Annotated in this window: 17 protein-coding genes; 9 read left to right on the forward strand and 8 right to left on the reverse strand. The window is 73.3% G+C overall.

Annotation, left to right across the window (positions count from 1 at the left end):
* Positions 1-166: 166 nt before the first annotated feature.
* From SPI96_RS03415 to paaA, 7 genes are all read right to left on the reverse strand, one after another.
* Complete coding sequence (locus SPI96_RS03415; protein ID WP_321080965.1) at positions 167-1525, reverse strand: MFS transporter; 1359 nt, start codon at positions 1523-1525, stop codon at positions 167-169.
* 352 nt (positions 1526-1877) lie between these two features.
* Positions 1878-2663, reverse strand: coding sequence for an enoyl-CoA hydratase/isomerase family protein (locus SPI96_RS03420; protein ID WP_321080966.1), 786 nt, complete (start codon positions 2661-2663; stop codon positions 1878-1880).
* A gap of 99 nt (positions 2664-2762) precedes the next feature.
* A complete protein-coding gene (paaE, locus tag SPI96_RS03425) occupies positions 2763-3926 on the reverse strand; it encodes a 1,2-phenylacetyl-CoA epoxidase subunit PaaE (protein ID WP_321080967.1) in 1164 nt (387 codons plus the stop codon).
* On the reverse strand, positions 3926-4441 hold the full coding sequence (gene paaD / locus SPI96_RS03430) for a 1,2-phenylacetyl-CoA epoxidase subunit PaaD (RefSeq protein WP_321080968.1): 516 nt from the start codon (positions 4439-4441) through the stop codon (positions 3926-3928). The genes paaE and paaD overlap by 1 nt, the downstream gene beginning before the upstream one ends.
* Entirely contained in the window at positions 4435-5268 is an 834-nt protein-coding gene (gene paaC, locus SPI96_RS03435; protein WP_321080969.1) for a 1,2-phenylacetyl-CoA epoxidase subunit PaaC, read from the reverse strand. The genes paaD and paaC overlap by 7 nt, the downstream gene beginning before the upstream one ends.
* On the reverse strand, positions 5265-5567 hold the full coding sequence (paaB, locus tag SPI96_RS03440) for a 1,2-phenylacetyl-CoA epoxidase subunit PaaB (protein WP_321080970.1): 303 nt from the start codon (positions 5565-5567) through the stop codon (positions 5265-5267). Before paaB ends, paaC begins: the two co-directional genes overlap by 4 nt.
* A gap of 2 nt (positions 5568-5569) precedes the next feature.
* Positions 5570-6577 carry a 1,2-phenylacetyl-CoA epoxidase subunit PaaA gene (paaA, locus tag SPI96_RS03445; RefSeq protein ID WP_321080971.1) on the reverse strand — a complete coding sequence of 336 codons (1008 nt, stop codon included), beginning with the start codon at positions 6575-6577 and terminating at the stop codon, positions 5570-5572.
* 218 nt (positions 6578-6795) lie between these two features.
* Between paaA and SPI96_RS03450 the strand changes: the two genes are divergently transcribed.
* Positions 6796-7230: a hypothetical protein gene (locus tag SPI96_RS03450; RefSeq protein ID WP_321080972.1), complete on the forward strand. Its 435-nt coding sequence runs from the start codon at positions 6796-6798 to the stop codon at positions 7228-7230.
* Positions 7227-8567, forward strand: a complete 1341-nt coding sequence (locus tag SPI96_RS03455; protein WP_321080973.1) for a hypothetical protein — start codon at positions 7227-7229, stop codon at positions 8565-8567. Before SPI96_RS03450 ends, SPI96_RS03455 begins: the two co-directional genes overlap by 4 nt.
* A gap of 54 nt (positions 8568-8621) precedes the next feature.
* Here SPI96_RS03455 and SPI96_RS03460 read toward each other — a convergent pair whose 3' ends face one another.
* Entirely contained in the window at positions 8622-10532 is a 1911-nt protein-coding gene (locus tag SPI96_RS03460) for an FAD-dependent monooxygenase (protein ID WP_321080974.1), read from the reverse strand.
* Between the two features lie 182 nt (positions 10533-10714).
* On the opposite strand from SPI96_RS03460, the gene SPI96_RS03465 reads away from it, so the two are divergent.
* From SPI96_RS03465 to SPI96_RS03495, 7 genes are all read left to right on the forward strand, one after another.
* Positions 10715-11845 carry a histidinol-phosphate transaminase gene (locus tag SPI96_RS03465; protein WP_321080975.1) on the forward strand — a complete coding sequence of 377 codons (1131 nt, stop codon included), beginning with the start codon at positions 10715-10717 and terminating at the stop codon, positions 11843-11845.
* A gap of 283 nt (positions 11846-12128) precedes the next feature.
* Positions 12129-12485, forward strand: a complete 357-nt coding sequence (locus SPI96_RS03470; protein WP_321080976.1) for a FeoA family protein — start codon at positions 12129-12131, stop codon at positions 12483-12485.
* Positions 12482-14437: a ferrous iron transporter B gene (feoB, locus tag SPI96_RS03475; RefSeq protein WP_321080977.1), complete on the forward strand. Its 1956-nt coding sequence runs from the start codon at positions 12482-12484 to the stop codon at positions 14435-14437. Before SPI96_RS03470 ends, feoB begins: the two co-directional genes overlap by 4 nt.
* On the forward strand, positions 14434-15108 hold the full coding sequence (locus SPI96_RS03480) for a NifU family protein (protein ID WP_321080978.1): 675 nt from the start codon (positions 14434-14436) through the stop codon (positions 15106-15108). The genes feoB and SPI96_RS03480 overlap by 4 nt, the downstream gene beginning before the upstream one ends.
* Before the next feature lie 348 nt (positions 15109-15456).
* A complete protein-coding gene (locus SPI96_RS03485) occupies positions 15457-16428 on the forward strand; it encodes a hypothetical protein (RefSeq protein WP_321080979.1) in 972 nt (323 codons plus the stop codon).
* A complete protein-coding gene (locus SPI96_RS03490) occupies positions 16425-17756 on the forward strand; it encodes a hypothetical protein (RefSeq protein ID WP_321080980.1) in 1332 nt (443 codons plus the stop codon). The genes SPI96_RS03485 and SPI96_RS03490 overlap by 4 nt, the downstream gene beginning before the upstream one ends.
* Positions 17753-18433, forward strand: a complete 681-nt coding sequence (locus SPI96_RS03495) for an ABC transporter ATP-binding protein (RefSeq protein ID WP_321080981.1) — start codon at positions 17753-17755, stop codon at positions 18431-18433. The genes SPI96_RS03490 and SPI96_RS03495 overlap by 4 nt, the downstream gene beginning before the upstream one ends.
* The last annotated feature ends 16 nt before the right edge of the window (positions 18434-18449 follow it).

The raw sequence follows: 18449 nt of genomic DNA on the forward strand, positions 1-18449 counted from the left end.
GCCCGGGGGGGGGGGGGGCCCCCCCCCGGGCCCCCCCCGCCACAAAACCGCCCCCCCGGCGAGGTCCCGGGGGGGCTGGGGGGGGTTATGGGCCCCGGGGCGCTGGGATGCGGGGCGCCCGGGCGCGGTGACAACCACGACGACGGCGGCCGGCCGGGCGGCGCGGTCAGGCCGAGGGGGCCACGGGGTTCGAACGGGTCGCCACGACCTCCTCGTCGTGCAGCTCACGGTCCTGGATGCCCCGCGGGACGAGCAGGACGGCAGTCAGCGAGAGGGCCGAGATGCCCACGATGTACCAGGCCACGTACTCCCAGCCGTGCTCGACCAGCAGGTCCGCGATGAGCGGGGCGAACGCGCCGCCGATGATCGTGCCGATCGCGTAGCCGATGGACACGCCGGAGAAGCGCACGCGGGCCGGGAACATCTCGGCGTACATCGCCGACTGCGGGCCGTAGGACGGGCCCAGGCCCAGGGTCATCACGAAGAGGCCGAGCGCGAACAGCGGCAGGGAGGCCGTGTTGAGCAGCTGGAAGAGCGGGAAGGCCCACGCGATCAGGAACGCGTAGCCCAGGACGAAGGTCAGCTTCCGGCCGATCCGGTCCGAGATCCACCCGCCCAGCAGGGTGAAGATGAACCAGCCGACACCGCCGACCAGGGACGCGGTGAGCACCTCATTGGAGGACATGCCCAGGCCGCGAGGACCGCCGTACTTGGAGAACCAGGCGATCAGCAGGTAGCCGACGCCGTTGTTCGCCGCGAAGATCACCGCCGCCAGGAGGACCTCCTTGGTGTGGCCGCGGAACAGCTCGCCGAGAGGGGCGGATTCGGCGGCGCGCAGCTGCTGCATCTCCTTGAACACGGGGGACTCCTCCACGGCCTTGCGGATGAGGTACCCCACGACGATCAGCAGCACCGAGAGCAGGAACGGGATGCGCCAGCCCCAGGTGAGGAACTGCTCCTCGGTCATGTTCGAGCGCACCAGGAACAGCACGCCGGTGGCGAGGATCATGCCCAGCGGCACGCCGATCTGCGGGGCGGAGCCGAAGAGGCCGCGCCGTCCGCGCGGGGCGTGCTCCACGGCGAGCAGGGCTGCGCCGCCCCATTCGCCGCCGGCGGAGAAGCCCTGCAGCAGGCGCAGCAGGACCAGGAGGATGGGCGCCCAGACGCCGATCTGCGCGTAGGTGGGCAGCAGTCCGATGAGCGTGGTGGCCAGGCCCATGCCGATCAGGGTCAGGGAGAGCACGAGCTTGCGCCCGAAGCGGTCGCCCATGTGCCCGGCGATCACGGCTCCGAGTGGGCGCACGAGGAAGGAGATGCCGAGGGTGACCCATGCGGCGATCTGAGCGCCGGACTCGCCCATCGGGGCGAAGAACAGTGCTGCGAAGACCAGTCCGGTGGCCTGGGCGAAGATGAAGAAGTCGTACCACTCGATGGTGGTACCGACGAGCGTTCCGGCGAGGACCTTGCGCTCCTCGCGGGGGTCGCGGGCGGCCGGGAGGGCCGGTGCTGCGACGGTGTGGCTCATGGCTGCTCCTGGGGTGAGGGGCCCGGGTGAGGGGTGTCGGGGCCGGGGAGGGGATGCTGCAGACCGATCGGTCGGGTGTGATGTGCGACACCGTATACGATTCATGTGAGGTGCGCCACAGGGCGGGGTGAACGCCCCCGCTCGGCCCGCGCTCCGCCGTCGTGCCCCGCCCCCTCCCGACCCGCGTGCCGCCGTCGTGCCCGTCCCCCGCTCCGAAGCCCCAGCACCCGGGCGACATTCCAGCGGTCCTTCCGCGCTGGAATGTCGCCGGCGCGCTGGGGAACGACGACGGCGGCACGCGTCCCAGCGGCTCTCCTCCTCCCCTCCCGGCTTCCCGGCCCGCGGCGGGTGCTCACGCGCGGCCGGTGAACTCCGGGGGACGCTTGGCCTGGAACGCTGCGAAGCCCTCCGCGTAGTCGGCCGTGCCGCACAGCTCACCCTGGGCCACGTTCTCCGCGTCCAGGGACTCCCACAGGCCCACCCTGCGGTCCCGGATCTGGGCCACCAGCTCCTTCGACGCACGGAAGGCCAGCGTGGCCCCCGACGCCGCCCGCCCCACCCGCTCCCGCGTGAACTCCAGCAGGTCCTCGGCGGGGACGGACCGGGAGAACAGACCAGCCTGCACGGCCTCCGCCCCGCTCATCAGCTCGGCCGTGTAGATCAGGTCCAGGGCGCGGTGCGGGCCCAGCCGCTCGGTGAACAGCCAGTGCCCGCCCGAGTCCAGGGTCGCCCCCAGGGCCGCGAACGGGGAACCGATCTTCGCGTCCTCGGCCACGTACACCACGTCCGTGGCGATCGCCAGGCCCAGCCCCACCCCCAGGCAGGCCCCCTGCACGGCGGCGAACGTCGGCACCGGGGCCTCGGACATCGCTCGCAGCACCGGCGTGACGCGCTCGCGCAAGTAGGCGGTGGCGTCGTCGTCGGCCGGGTCCACCGCGGAGATGTCCCGGCCCGCGCAGAACCCGCGGCCGGTCCCGTGCAGCAGCACGGCCCGGACTCGCCCGGCCTCCGCCTGGGTGGTGATCTCGGCGTAGGCGGCGGCGAGGTCCGCCAGGGCCTGCTCGTCCAGCGCGTTCATCCGCTGGGGCGCGTCGAGGCACACCTCGGCGACGCGGTCGTCGATGCTCAGGCGGATCATGCTCACAGCGGGTCCTCTCAGGCGTCGGGGTCCGGGGCGGTCGTCACGGTCCGGGTCGGACCGCGGCGTCCTCTCAGGCGTGCAGAACAGGCGTCCAGGTCAGGCGTCGAAGTCCAGGGCGATGCGGTCCGAAGTGGCGCGGGTCTGGCAGGTGAGCACGTACCCGGCCTCCACCTCGTCCCTCTCCAGGGCGTAGTTCTCGTCCATCTCGTACTCGCCGCATGTCACCTTCGCCCGGCAGGTGCCGCACACGCCGCCGGCGCACGCGAAGGGCACGTCCGAGCGCACACGCAGCGCGGCGTTCAGCAGCGTCTCGTGGGCGGAGCGCGGGGACTCGACCTTCGCCGTGAGGCCGTCGAGGTTGAACTCCACGGTCACGTTGTCCCCGTCCGGGTCGGCCTGCACCACGCGCCCGGACTGGCCGGCGGGCTGCTCGGGGCGGCCTGTGGTGAACAGCTCGAAGCGCACCGCGTCCTCGGGTACCCCGCGCGCGGAGAGGGTGTCCCGGGCGAGCTGCACGAGCTCGAACGGCCCGCACAGGAACCATTCGTCCGTGCCCTCGACGTCGATCACCCGGTCCAGCAGCGTCTCCAGCTTCTCCGCGTCGATCCGCCCGGAGAGCAGGGGGGAGACGCGCTGCTCCCGCGAGAGCACGTGGTGCACCGTGAACCGGGCCGGGTGCCTGTCCTTGAGGTCGCCGATCTCCTCGGCGAACATCACGTCCATCGCGGAGCGGTTCGCGTAGACGAGGTCGAAGCGGGAGGTCTCAGAGGCGGCCAGCACGGCCTGCGCGATCGCCATGATCGGGGTGATGCCGGAGCCGGCGGCGAACGCCACCAGGTGGGTGTCCCGGTTCTTGGCGACCTCCTCGGCGGCCACGGCGGCGGCGTCGTTCAGGGAGGTGAGGTGGGTGCGGGAGGTGAACGCGCCCTGCGGGTTCATCACGTCGATCCTCTCGCCCACCTCGAGCCGCTCGTTGGCCCAGGTGGAGAACACCCCGCCGAGGTCCCGCTTCACGGCCACCCTGAGCTCGCCCCGGGTGGGGACGGCACAGATCGAGTAGGAGCGGCGGACCTCGCGCCCGTCGATCTCCTTGCGCAGGGCCACGTACTGGCCGGGCAGGTAGTCGTAGTCGTCGGCGAGCTCCTCGGGCACCGCGAAGGTCACCTCGACGGCGTCGTCAGTGAGCCGGCGCAGGCCGGAGACCTCGAGGGTGTGGAACGCGGCGCGGCGCTTGCCGCCGGGGGTGGGGGTCTCGGACATCAGTGCACCTTGAAGTGGTCGAAGGGCTCCAGGCAGTCCCGGCAGGTGTGCAGGGACTTGCACGAGGTGGAGCCGAAGCGGGTGATCTCTCGGGTGTTCAGCGAGTGGCAGCGCGGGCACTTCACGGCCAGGCCCACGCGCACGGGGCCGGCGTCGGCGCGGGTAGTGGGCGGGGCGATCCCGTATTCGGCGAGCTTGGCCTTGCCCTGCTCCGTCATCCAGTCCGTGGTCCAGGCCGGCTGGAGCACGGTGCGGACCTCGGCGTCGGCGAACCCCGCCCGGTGCAGGGCGCGGGAGACGTCCTCCGTGATCGTGCCCATAGCCGGGCATCCCGAGTAGGTGGGGGTGATCACGACGACGGCGCGCTCGCCCTCGGCGCGGGCCTGCCGGAGGATCCCCAGGTCCACGATGGACAGCACCGGGATCTCCGGGTCGTGCACGGTGGCGGCCGCGTCCCAGACCCGCGCGTCGGCGGGGTCGGTCGGGCGGGTGACGACGGCGTCGGCGGTCACCATGTGGCCCCCGGGAAGCGGCGGGCCAGGGACTGCATCTCCGCCAGGATGTACCCGCGGTGCTCGCTCATCCGCCCGGACCGGTCCCCGCCGCGGGCGGAGCCCGTGGTGGGCACCTGCAGTCCGGCGGCCTCGATGGCGGTGCGCAGGCGGTCCATGGTGGGCTGCTCCAAGCGGGAGGGGAGCACCGCGATGCCGCGCTCGGCGAGGGCGGCGGTGGCGTCGTCGTCGTGGAAGAGCTCGGGCAGGTAGGGCCACAGCTCGTCCAGGCCCCGCTGCATGCGGCGGGCGGACTCCTCGGTGCCCAGGCCCAGGCGGTTGAGCCACTCGTTGGCGTGGTCCTGGTGGTAGAGGACCTCCTTGAGGGCCTTGTCGGCGATGGCCGCGAGGGTGGGGTCCTGGGAGTCCTTCAGGCGGGAGTAGAGCTCGAACGCGTAGAAGGAGTAGTAGAGCTGCCGGGCGATGGTCTTGGCGAAGTCCCCGTTCTCGGCCTCCACGAGGCGTGCGGAGCGGAACTCCTCCTCGTCGCGGAAGTAGGCGAGATCGTCCTCGGTCTTCCCCCAGGCGGTGCCGGCGTAGGTGAGCAGGAAGCGGGCGTGGCCCACGAGGTCGAGGGCGATGTTGCCCAGGGCGATGTCCTCTTCGAGCTCGGGGGCGCGGGAGATCCACCAGGACAGGCGCTGGCCGAGCATGAGGGCGTCGTCGCCGAGCATGAGCGCGTAGCGGGCCACCTCCTCGGGGGCGGTGTGCTCCCCGGCGGCGATCTGCTCGGCGGTGATGGCGACGCCGGCGGAGTGCCGGGTGGCGGTGTCGTTGGTCGCGAAGCTCACAGGTGGGGCACCCCCTCGGACTGCTGGTAGTAGGTGGCGTGGCGGTACTGCTTGCCCTGCGGGGACTCGAAGAACCCACCCTTGGAGTCCGGGTCCGAGGCGGCGATCGCCTCCGCGGGCACGACCCACACGGAGGTGCCCTCGTTGCGGCGGGTGTAGAGGTCCCGTGCGTTGCGCAGCGCCATGGTGGCGTCGGGGGCGTGCAGGGAGCCGGCGTGCACGTGGGAGAGGCCGCGGTTGGCGCGGACGAACACCTCCCAGAGGGGCCAGGCGTTGGAGGTGGCGGGGGACTGGCTCATGGTCAGGCTCCGATCAGCTGGGTGTCGGCCGGGGCGTGCTGCTCGGCCTGGCGGCGGGCGTAGGCGGCGGCGGCCTCGCGGACCCAGGCGCCGTCCTCGTGGGCCTGGATGCGCCGGGCCATGCGCTGGGTGTTCATGGGGCCGTTGCCCTTGATGACGTCGGTGAACTCGTCCCAGTCGAGGGGTCCGTAGTCGTAGTGGCCGCGTTCCTCGTTCCACTTCAGGTGTGGGTCCGGGAGGGTGAGCCCGAGGGCTTCGGCCTGGGGGACGATCATGTCCACGAAGCGCTGGCGCAGCTCGTCGTTGGAGAACCGCTTGATCTTCCAGGCCATGGACTGCTTCGAGTTGGGGGAGTGGTCGTCCGGGGGGCCGAACATCTGCAGGGCGGGCCCGTAGATGCGGTCCACGGCGTCCTGGGCCATCTGCTTCTGCTCGGGGGTGCCGTGGGAGAGGGTGTAGAGGATCTCCCAGCCCTGGCGCTGGTGGAAGGACTCCTCCTTGCAGATGCGCACCATGGCACGGCCGTAGGGGCCGTAGGAGGCGCGGCAGAGGGGGACCTGGTTGCAGATCGCGGCGCCGTCCACGAGCCAGCCGATCGCGCCCATGTCCGCCCAGGTGCGGGCGGGGTAGTTGAAGATCGAGGAGTACTTGGCGCGGCCGGAGAGCAGCTGCTCGTTGAGCTCGTCGCGGGGGGTGCCGAGGGTCTCGGCGGCCGAGTAGAGGTAGAGGCCGTGGCCTGCCTCGTCCTGGACCTTGGCCATGAGGATGGCCTTACGCTTGAGGGAGGGGGCGCGCGTGATCCAGTTGGCCTCCGGCTGCATGCCGATGATCTCGGAGTGGGCGTGCTGGGAGATCTGGCGGGTGAGGGTCCTGCGGTAGTCCTCGGGCATCCAGTCGCGGGGCTCGATGCGCGAGTCCTCCGCGATCAGGCGTTCGAAGGTATCCTGGCCGGCCGCATCCTCGGGGGACGGGACGGAGGCCAGGCGGGGTGCGGTGCCGGTCTGCGTCATGGGGTTCACCTCGTGTTGGGGCCGATGGGGGTCCGGGCCAGGGGCGTGCGGGCTGCGCGCCGAATTACTGACCGTTCGTTCAGGGTAGGGCGGGAGTGTGACGTGGTCAACATCTCCGCACGGTCCGCTCCTGCACAGGCCCGCTCCCCGGGCCAGGCCGTCCACAGCGGTGCCGGGCGGCCTTCCGGCGCGTCCGGCGGCCTTCTAGCGTCGGGCGCATGCAGATGACGACGACGCACCTGACCCTCGCGTGGGCGCTGCGGGGGATCGGCTTGGACGACGATGCCGCCCGCCTGATGGCCCGCGCGAGCGGCGCGCATACCGAGCTCCGGGACGCCGAGTCCGCCGTGAGCTGCCTGCGGTGGGCGGCCGAGGAGCTGCGCCGGCTGCATAGCGAGCTCGAGTCCGTGGCCTCGACGATCCAGGCGGCGCTGGCCCCACGCTGGCGCTCGGAGGCGGCCCGTGAGTACGCCGAGCGCACCGACGGGCTGCACCGCACCGCCAGGGACTGCGCGGACGAGGCCCTGCAGTGGCTGCTGCTGTGCTCCCAGGCCACAGAGGAGGCTGAGACGGCGGTGGGTGAGGCCCGGCGGCGGCTGGAGATCGCGGAGGCCGCGGCCCACGCCGCCCTCATGGCGGGGGTGCCGGCATGAGCGGGCCTGCGCCGATCCGCTTCACCACCTCGGGCGGCAGTGGATCCATCCACGCCGATCTCGACTCCCTCGCCGAGGTGGCGGGACGGCACGGTGAGGCCGCAGAGAAGCTCCTGCACCTGGCCGCGCAGGTCGAGACGGTGGTGCGGCACCTGGGGTCGGCACCGAGGGTGTCGGGCCGGGCCGCCCAGCTCGAGGGCCGGCTGTGGGAGGGCCGGGACGCCTGTCGTGCGCTGCAGGAACGCCTGCTGGACATGCAGCGCACCCTCAAGGACGCCATCGAGCGCTACCGCCTGGCCGAGCAGGGGGCGGCCGGCGTCATGGACGAGGAGGAGCTCGCCCTGTGGGACCTCCCGGCCCGCCTGGAGGAGGACTCCGCGGACGGCCTCACCGTCCCGGAGGGCGAGCGGCTGCTGAGGGCCCTGAACGGTGCCTCGATCTCTCGCGGGGCCGCGGAGCGGCTGGCCGCGGTGCTCGACGTCACCCTGCTCGCACCGGAGCTGCCGGGCGTGGGCCCGGGGGCGCCGGGCACGCCCACCCATCTGGACGGCGGACCGGGGGACCTGGCCTCGCTCATCCCGGATGCCTCCCTGCCCCCGGGCACGATCACCCTCACCCAGGTGACCACCGCGTCGGGCGAGGACGTGTGGGTGGTGGGCCTGCCCGGCACCCAAGCCTCCTCGGCTCTGGTGGACCCGGATGGCGGCTGGTCGGATCCGATGGGCATCGCGGACGCTCTGGGCCGGGGATCCGAGCACACCGGCGAGGGGATCGCCCGGGCCCTCACCCTGGGCGGTGTGCCGGAGGGGGAGCCGGTGGTCTTCGTGGGCTACTCGCAGGGCGGCCTGCACGCGCTGAACATGCCCTCCCATCCGCTCGTGAGCGAGCGCTGGGACGTGGCCGGGGTGGTCACCTTCGCCAGCCCGGGTGGGGGGATTCTCACGCCCGCGGGCGTCCCGGTGATGGCCTTCCAGCGGGAGGTGGACCTGGTCACCGCTCTGGACGGCGGCCCCGAGCCGGCCACGGTCTGGCGGGCCACGGTCACCTTCCAGCCGGAGAGCGGGGCCGCACCCGAGGGGTACACCGGGCCGGGCCTGCCGGGCTTCTCCGATGTGTTCGGCCCCGAGCACGCCCTCCCGCGCTACCTGGAACAGGTGCGCGCCTACGAGGCCGCTCCGCCGGAGCTCAAGGTGCAGGAGCAGGGGCAGCTGGCCGCCCTGAGTGCCCTCACGGCTGGGACGGTGCGCTCGAGTGCGACCGTCCGCCTGCGCCGGTGGGCCACGGGCGATCCCGCCCCGCAGTCCCGGCCCCGGGCCCCCCACGGGCCGGGGAGGTAGCCCGTGACCGCCCCGGACGACGTCGGCCCCGGACGGGGCTGCGGGATCTCGCCCTCAGCGGTGCTCGAGCATCGGCCCGGCCAGGAACTCGCCCAGGGCCTCGGGGCGGTCCAGCGGGAGGATCGCCGCGACATACTGGTCTGGCCGCACCACCACCACGGCCCCCTCGCGGCTGATGCCGCGCTCCTCGAAGATGTCCGGGCCGTTCTTCGCACGGGCGGTCGCGAACACGTTGTTGAGGTTCTCGAGGCCGAGTGCCCCGCACAGCGGGCGGAACACCCGGGGGGCGTCGCAGGCGGCGAACTCCGCCTGCTGCTGCTGGTAGATCACCTTGACGTCGAACACAGCGTCCTCACCTGCATCAGCCGGGGTGAAGCGGCGCAGGGCGGAGCCGGCGTCGTCCTGCATGTGGGCGGCCCAGCGCTCCAGCGTGGATCCTGCGGTGCCGGGGGCGGCGGCGTCGGCGAACACGTAGATCCGCCAGCGGCCGTCGGCCTCGTGCAGGTGCCCCAGGTGCACCGTGTTGGTGTCGCAGGCCCGCTCGACCAGGGCCGAGCGGAAGCGCTTGCCGATGGGGTACCCGGTGGCGAGCCCCTGATGCTCGGGGCCCTGGGTCAGCAGGGAGGGCAGGTACTGGGTCATGAACCCGGCCGGGAACTCCGCGGTCCGGACGTAGAACTCGGCCACCTCGTGGGGGTCGTCGCCCTCGGCGACGGACTTGGCCATGAGCGAGGACCACTGCCTATCGAAGGCGATCAGGTCCCGGGCCACCACCTCGCGCTCGTCCGAGTAGGACAGCAGCAGCTCCTCCGGGGCCCGCCCGGCAAGCACGTGCCCGAGCTTCCAACCCAGGTTCCAGCCGTCCTGCATGGACACGTTCATCCCCTGGCCGGCCTTGGCCGAGTGGGTGTGGCAGGCGTCCCCGGCGAGGAACACGTGCGGGGCCTGCCCGTCCGGGCCGCGGTTGTCGAAGCCGGAGGTGAGGCGGTGGCCCACCTCGTACACGGAGTGCCAGGCCACCTCCTTCACGTCCAGGGCGTAGGGGTGCAGGATCGCCTGGGCGCGCCGGATGATCTCCTCCAGCGGTGTCCGGCGGATCGCGTGGTCGTCGCCCTCGGGCACCTCGCCGAGGTCCACGTACAGGCGGAAGAGGTAGCCGCCCTCCCGGGGGATGAGCAGGATGGACCCGTGCGTGGAGTGGATGGCGCACTTGGTGCGGATGTCCGGGAACGTGGTGTTCGCGAGGGTGTCCATCACACCCCAGGCGTGGTTGGCCGCATCCCCGGAGAGGCGGTGACCGATGGCCGCGCGCACCCGGGAGGAGGCGCCGTCGGCCCCCATCACATAGGTGGCGCGCACGGTGCGTGTCGGCCCCTGGGAGGGGTCGGGGAGCGGACGGCCCTGTTCGTCCACGGTGCGGCGCAGGGTGACGGTCACGGGGTGGGTGCCGGCGCGGGTGTCCTCGAGGCCGACGAACTCCCAGCCGTAGTCGGGCATGGCCCAGGTGGGGGAGTTGCGCATGAACGTGGCGAAGTGGTCGAGGATCCGCGCCTGGTTCACGATCAGGTGCGGGAACTCGGACACCCCGGCCTCGTCGTCCTCGGTGACGGCGGTGCGGACGATGTTCTCCGGCTGCTGCGGGTCCGGGTTCCAGAAGTTCATGCTGGTGAGGGCGAAGGCCTCGGCGATGATCTCGTCGGCGAACCCGAACGCCTGGAAGGTCTCCACCGAGCGGGCCTGGATGCCGTCGGCCTGGCCGATCTCCAGCCGGTGGGGCCGGCGGTCGATGATCCGGGTGTGCACCTCGGGGAAGCGGGCGAGCTGGGCGGCGGCGATCATCCCGGCCGGGCCGGTTCCGACGATCAGCACGTCCATCTCGTCCGGCAGCTCGGCCGGCCGTGGCGGGCCGGCGAGGGGCTGGATCCGGGGATCCGTGGACACGTAGCCGTGATGGTGGAACTGCATGGGCGTCCTTTCCGTGCGGGCCCACGGCCCGGCCGATGCTCTCGCGGGGGAACGCGGCGCCCCGGGAGGGCGCGCTTGGGCGAGACTGTACGCGCAGGTGACGCCGGTCACAATCCATGGCGTGTTGGCCACAGAATGGATGGTGCGGCGGGCACCGGGGTGCTCTGCGTACCATCGAGGCCATGACTGACGCCGCCCCCACCCCCCGCCAGGTCCGCCCCCACGCGAAGGTGGGCCTGCTGCCGGTGTACGCCGCAGGCAAGCCGCCCGTGGCCGTGCCCGGCCTGACCCCCTACAAGCTCTCCTCCAACGAGAACCCCTTCGCCCCCGTGCCGCAGGTTGTCGAGCGCGTGCACGAGGTGGTCACCGGGGCCGAGGGGCAGGCCAGCCCGCTGTGCCGCTACCCGGACCCGCTCTCCACCGCCCTGCGCGAGCGCCTGGCCGCGCACCTGGATGTGCCCGCCGAGGACATCGTCACCGGTGCCGGCTCCCTGGGTGCGCTCTCCCAGGTGATCACGGCCTATGCCGGCGACGGCGGCCCGGACGGTGAGCCGGACGAGGTCATGTTCGCCTGGCGCAGCTTCGAGGCGTACCCGATCGTGGTGCGCAGCGCCGGCGCCAAGGACGTCCAGGTGCCGCTCACCGAGGATCACCGCCACGACCTGCCGGCCATGCTCGAGGCCATCACGGACCGCACCCGCGTGGTGCTGCTGTGCACCCCGAACAACCCCACCGGCCCGGTGCTGACCACCGCCGAGGTGGAGGACTTCCTCTCCAAGGTCCCGCCGCATGTGCTCGTGGTGATCGACGAGGCCTACGTGGAGTTCGTCCGTTCCGAGGACGCGGTGCGCGGCCTGGACATGTACCGGGCGTTCCCGAACGTGCTGGTGCTGCGCACCTTCTCCAAGGCCCACGGCCTGGCCAACCTGCGTGTGGGCTACTCGGTGTCCCAGCCGCACGTGACCCAGGCGCTGCGTGCTGTGGCCGTGCCGTTCGCGGTGTCCACGATCGCCGAGCAGGCCGCCGTCGCCTCCCTGGACCACCTGGACGAGGTGCTCGCCCGCGTGCAGACCGTGGTGGATGAGCGCGAGCGCGTGCAGGCTGCTCTGGCCGAGGTCGGCTGGGACGTGCCCGCCTCGGACGCGAACTTCGTGTGGCTGCCGCTGGGCGAGCGCGCCATGGAGTTCGCCGAGGCCGCCGGCGCGCAGGCGCTGGCCGTGCGCGCCTTCCCGGGTGAGGGGGTGCGCGTGTCCATCGGCGAGCGTGAGGCGAACGATCGCTTCCTCGAGGTGGCTCGCGCCTTCCGCCGCTGAGTCTGCACACTCCGACGCGCGGTGGCCCACCCGGGCCGCCGCGCGTCGTCGTCCCCACGCACTTCCGTTCGAGAAACGGGAGCCTCCCCGGGCACTTCGGTTCGAGAAACGGGGGCTTCCCCGAGTGCTCCCGTCCGGGAAACGGGAGGTGCCGCCGTCATGGACGAGGGATTAGCGCACGCGGGTGTACTCTAAGGCCCGCCTAACCCGACGGGTTGTCCGCCGGGCGGGCCGGACCGGCACCCCGCCGGCCTGCTCACCCCCTTCTCGAGGCGAGGCCACCATGACGCTCACCCTTTCCATCACGCAGGACCTGCGCCTGCGCGACGTCACCGGAGGCGCGGGCACTCCGCCTGCCGCCCTCCGCACACTCGCAGACCTCGCCGACGGCGAGACCGCCACCGTGACGGGCGTGTGCGACGCCGTCCGTCCCGAGGTCGCCCGCCGCCTGTTCGACCTCGGGTTCATGCCCGGCATGGAGGTGACGCGCGTGCGCCGGGCCCCGTTCGGTGGCCCCCTGGTGGTGCGCGTGGCCGACTACGAGCTCACCCTGCGCCGTGACCAGGCCCGCTGCGTGATCCTCTCCGGCCCCACGAACCCCGGTGCCGCCCCGTCCGCCTGCACCTGCCCGAACGCATGAGCCACGACCACTCCTGCCACGGCGGACCGTCCGCGGTGCTGGACGCCGCCCTGCCGCGCATCGGCCTGGTCGGCTCCCCGAACTCCGGCAAGTCCACCCTGTTCAACGCCCTCACCGGCATGAGCGTGCGCACCGGCAACTACCCCGGGGTGACCGTCGCCCGTGCCGAGGGCATGCTCACCACGCCCGACGGCGGCCGGATCGTCCTCGAGGACCTTCCCGGCACGTACTCGCTGGACCCCATCAGCCCGGACGAGCAGGTCGTGGCGGACCTGCTCGCCCTGGACCCCGGGAACCCGGACCACCCCGAGGCGCTGCTGCTGGTGGCGGACTCCACCACCCTGCAGCGCGGGCTGACCATGGTGGCGCATGCGCTCGCCGTGGACCTGCCGGCCACGCTCGTGCTCACCTTCGGGGATGAGCTGGCCCTGCGCGGCGGTTCGGTGGACCTGTCCCGGCTCTCGCGGGCTCTCGGCATCCCCGTGCTCGCGGCCACCGCCGGCGACGCGCGGCAGCGCGAGGCCCTGCGCGCCCACCTGGCCACGGACCCGGCCGGCTGGGACCGGCCCCCGCTGGCTCCGCCCACGGACCCAGACGGGGTGCGCGGGTGGATCGCCTCGGTGCTGGAGGCCGCCCGGTACCGGGCGCCGCGGCCGGACGGCCGCACCCGGCGGATCGACGACGTCCTGCTGCACCCGGTGTGGGGCACCCTCGTGTTCCTGGCCGTGATGTTCACGTTCTTCCAGGTGATCTTCACGGTGGCCACCCCGTTGCAGGACCTCGTGGAGGAGCTGTTCGGCTGGCTGGGGGAGCAGGCCGGGCAGTGGATCCCGGTGGACTGGGTGGCGCGGTTCGTGGCGGAGGCGCTGATTGGCGGCGTGGGCGCGGTGGTGGTGTTCCTGCCGCAGATCCTCCTGTTGTTCCTGATGATCTCCCTGTTGGAGGGCACCGGGTATATGACGCGCGCCGCGTTCCTCATGGACCGGGTGATGAGCCGTTTCGGCCTGGAGGGGCGCGCGTTCGTGGCGCTGCTGAGCTCGCTGGCCTGCGCGGTGCCGGGGATCATGGCCACCCGTTCCCTGCCCTCAGCCCGGGATCGGCTGGCCACCATGATGGCGGCCCCCTCCATGACCTGCTCGGCGCGTCTGCCCGTGTATGTGCTGATGATCTCCCTGCTGGTGCCGTCCGATGCCCGGTGGGGTCCGGTGGGGATGCAGGGCTTGGTGATGTTCGCCCTGTATCTCGGCGGTGCCATCACGGCCATGCTCTCGGCGGCGCTGTGGGGCCGGATGGCCGAGCGCCGCACCGGCGCGATGCCCTTCTACATGGAGATGCCGCCCTACCGGGTGCCTCGTGCCCGCACTGTGCTCACCGCCATGTGGTCCTCCGCGCGGGGGTTCCTGCGCAAGGTCACCTCGATCATCCTGGCGACGACGGCGGTGCTGTGGGTTCTGCTGAACGTTCCGGTGCGCTCGGAGGAGGAGATGGCCGCGGCTGGGGTCCCCATGGATGACACCGCCGCGGTGGCGCAGTACACGATCGACCATTCGGCGGCCGCGTCCGTGGGCCGGGCTGTGGAGCCGGTGTTCGATCCGCTGGGCTTCGACTGGCGGGTGAATGTGGGCGTGCTCGCCTCCCTCTCCGCACGGGAGGTGTTCGTGGCCACCCTCGGTCAGATGGCTGCCGCGGAGGACCCGGAGGATCCGGGGACCGCGCTGGAGAGCTGGACGGTGCAGGACGGGGAGCGGGCCGGGCAACCACTGTTCACCCCGGATGTGGTGGCCGCCCTGCTGGTGTTCTTCATGCTGGCGCTGCAGTGCATGAGCACGCTGGCGGTGATGCGGCGGGAGACCGGCACCTGGCGGTGGCCGCTGCTGGCCTTCGGCTGGTACTTCGCTCTCGCGTGGACGGTGGCGTTCTGCGTGCGGCACATCGTGCTGGCGCTGACATGACCGGGCGGGTCCGCTCCCGGGCCGCCGAGACGGGGCCCGTGGGGGAGCCGGTGCCGACGGCGGCGGTCCCCACTCATCCGGAGGCCGTCCCCGGGGACCCGGCCACCCTGCGCTGGGCGGTGCCGGCGGGTCTGCTCGGCAGGGTGGGGCCGGTGGAGATGTCCGGGCCTGCGGGGGCCGGGCCGGCCCCGTTGGAGGCGCTCCGGGAGGACGGCACGGTGCGGGCCGTCGTCGCCGAGCCGGCCGCCCTGCGCCTGACCCTGGGGCCCGGGCGCACCTGGCGGGCCGAGGGCGCCCGGGTGCGGGCCGCCCTGCAGGAGAGCCTCGCCCTGCTGGCCGCGGGCCGGGCGAGCCTGACGCCGGAGGCGACGGCCGACGTCGTTCCGGGGGAGGGGACGCCGGGGCGGGGGATGCCGGTGGGCGTCGGCGGGGCTGATCCGGATGCGGTGCTGCGGGCCGCCGCCGTGCAGGTGCTGGACGGTGCGGCGGGGGAATACCTGCGTTCGCACGGGGGCACGGCGCGGCTGGTCGATGCCCGGGATGGTGAGGTGGTGCTGGAGCTCGGCGGCACCTGCCACGCGTGCCCGGCGCGGGGCTTCACGCTGCAGATGCGCCTGGAGGCGGAGCTCCGCCAGCTCGTCCCGACCCTGCGCTCCCTCCGCACCCTCTGACCTCCCGTGTGAGAAACGGGAGGTTCCCCAGGCGCTCCGGTTCGAGAAACGGGAGGTTCCCCGGGCGCTCCGGTTCGGGAAACGGGAGGTTCCCCGGGCGGTTTCGTTCGAGAAACGGGAGGTTCCCCGGGCACTCCCGTGTGAGAGACAGGGGCACGACACCGTCCCCTCACCTCGCTCCCGACGTCAGCTCGGGCCCCCACGCACCCACACCCGCCACCACGCTCCGACGAGAGCGCAAGGGGAGGCTGGGTGCACACCGTGACCCGGCTCAGCCGCACCGTAGGATGAGGGCCACCGCCGCTGAGGCCCCGGCATCCTCCGGGCCTCCGACCGCAAGGAGTCCCCATGAGCGCTCCCCGCACGGTGGCGCTGCTCGTCACCCGGATGGTGCTGCTCACCGCCCTGTGCGGGCTCGCCCTGGGTGTGGCCGGTGCGCTCTCCACCCAGCGTCAGCAACACTTCAGCGCCGCCGACTGTGCCGATGCGGTGTGGGAGGTGGGCATCGCCGTCGCCGACCCCGCCCTCACCGGGCTGTGGCAGACGGCCGAGACGGCCCTCGCCGGCCGGGACCTCACACTGATGGCCACCGGCGCCGACCCGGGCCTGCACCATGTGAGCGGTCCTGCCGCCGGCTGCCTGACCGGCGTGGACCCGGCCCGTCTGGCCGACCTGCGTGAGGACGGGGGTCTGCTGATCCGCGCGGGCGGCGCGCTCGCGGACCGGGCCCAGGAGGACGGTGCCGTGGCCGGGCATCCGGCCCTCGTGGTCCCGGAGGCGCAGTGGCGCGGTCTGCCCTCGGACGCGGTGATCCAGCCTCGCCCCGCCTTCGACGACGTCCCCGCCTACACGGGCTTCCTGGCCGGGGATCCCGCAGACCTGGACGATGCGGTCCAGGCCATGAGGAGCGCCGGGGCAGAGGTGGAGGTCGCCGCCGTCCCCTCGGCCCTGACGGCGGCCCTCTCCAGTCCCGTGCTCGGCACCGCGGCCGTGCTCACCGGCCTCACCGCCGTCAGCGTCACCGCGTTCTGGGTGCTGACTCTCCGCTCGCAGGAGCGTCCTCGTCTGCGGGTGCTCCGCCTGCTGGGGGTGCCCCCGGCCCGGGCGGCCGCCTCCCGGTGGGCCACCAGCGCCCTGCCCTTCGCTGGCGCCGCGCTCGCCGCCGCCGCACTGTGGCTGGGGATGAGCCTGAGCGGCACCCTGCCCTCGCCGGCCCCGGGGGAGGCCGCCGCCGTCGTCGCCGGGGTGATCGTGGTGGATGCCCTGCTCGTGGCGGGCACACACCTGGCCGCCCTCCGTGTCCGGGAGGTGCCGCGATGATGCGGAGCCGCGGGCTCGGCGTCGCCCTCGCCGACGGCGTCCGGGACGCCCTGCGCTTCTGGCCGCTGATCCTGGCCGCCTTCCTGTACGCGATCCTTTCGTGCCTGCTGCTGGGGCTCTCCCTCCAGCAGGTGGGGGAGGCCCGGGAGGTCAGCCAGCACCTGCAGCGCTGGGACCGGGAGGGGGCCGCCTCCCTCCAGGGCCTGTACCTGGCCGGGTCCGCCCACGACGACGGCGCAGGCACCTCGGACGCCGCGGGCGCCCCGCCCCTGCAGGACGGTCCCGTGGCCTCCTCCCTGGAGCCGGACGAGGACTCCGAGACCGCGGCGGACCCGCACCGGGCGGCCGCCCTGCTCGCTCTCCTGGCCGACCCGCAGCGCACGGCCTACACCGTGGACCCCTACGGTGACCGCTTCGGGGACGACCTGCCCGGAGCGATCCTGACCACCGAGGACCTCCTGCCCGCCGCCGGCCTGGACACCCTGACGACGCCGACCGGCCAGTCCCCGCCCCGGGGAGCCGACGGCGCCCCCGCCCCGTACGCCGTGCTCGGCAGCGCGTCCACGGCCCGGGACCCCTACGCGCTGCTGGTCGACGGCGCCCTGCCCCCGCCCACACGCGTGCGGTTCCAGGACGCGATGATCCCGGTGGTCGGCCGGCTCGCACCCGGGGCCACCATGCTCGACCCGACGATGGGGTCGGTGCCCCTGGACGGCGCCGTGCTGGTGATCGTGCCCCCGTCGATGCTGCCCTCGCTCTACGACCAGCAGACCCTCGACGCCCTGCTGCTGCGCACGGTGGCGCTCGGCCCCGGTGCCCCCGCCGTGCTCGACGCCGCGGCCCGCCCCCTGGAGAGGGAGAACTTCGTGGTGACCGCCGAGCCGCTGTCCTCACGCTCCTCGGGCCTGCTGCAGTCCCTGAGCTCGAGCTCCCGCACCCTGCTCGTCCTGTTCGGATCGGCCGTGCTCGGCGCGGGGGTCTCCCTCTTCGGCACCCTGGGGGTGCTCGCCCGCGCCCTGGCCCCCACCTGGCGGATCGCGGTGACCGTGGGGGCCTCCCACCGGCAGACGGCGGTGCGGATCCTCGTGCCCGTGCTGCTGGCCTGGGTGCTCCCGGCCGGGATCGGCCTGACGGCGGGTGCGGCCGTCCTGCCCGGCCCACCGCCCACCGGCCCGGTGACGGCGGCCCTCGCGGTGGTCCTCGGTGTGGGGACGGTGGCCGCACTGTCCTCATGGAGGGCGCTCGCGGCGACCTTCGGCGGGGGCCGACCCGGCCGACGTCACCCCGTCTCCGCCCTGCCCTCCGCCCCGACGAAGGAGCCCTCATGAGCCTGCTCGAGGTCCACGACGTGGACAAGTCCTTCACCTCCGACGGTGGGGTGGTGCCCGTGCTGCGCGGGGTCCGCCTGGCGGTGCCGGCCGGTCAGATGCACGCCATCACCGGCCCCTCCGGGTCCGGGAAGTCCACGCTGCTGCGGATCCTCGCATGCCTGGACGCCCCCGACGCCGGCCGGGTGCTGCTGGGCGGGGAGCCGCTGCCGGAGCCGTGGAGCGCCGGCGGGGACCGACACCGGAACCGGCGCTGCGGGATCGTGCTGCAGGACTTCGCCCTGATGGAGCACGCCACCGCGCTGGAGAACGTGATGCTGCCCCTGCGCTACGGCCCCCGCCGGCTGCCCCGCGCGGAGCAGCGGCGCCGGGCGGCCGAGGCCCTCGAAGGAGTGGGGCTCGGGCCGCGCTCCGGCCACCGGGCCCGCACCCTCTCCGGTGGGGAGAAGCAGCGGGTGGCCGTGGCCCGGGCCCTGATCAACGATCCGCCGCTGGTGCTCGCCGACGAGCCGACCGGTGCACTGGACCAGGCCCGCAGCCGGGAGGTCGTGGACCTGCTGCGTGCGGCCGTCGGCCCGGAGCGGGCCGTGGTGGTGGTGACCCACGACCCGCGCGTGGCCGCCGCCTGCGACCGACGCTGGCACCTGGAGGACGGCAGGCTCCTGGGGGAGGACTGACACCGTCCCCTCGCCC

The sequence above is a fragment of the Micrococcus sp. genome (assembly GCF_034179925.1).
In the GTDB taxonomy this organism is placed as follows: Bacteria; Actinomycetota; Actinomycetes; order Actinomycetales; family Micrococcaceae; genus Micrococcus.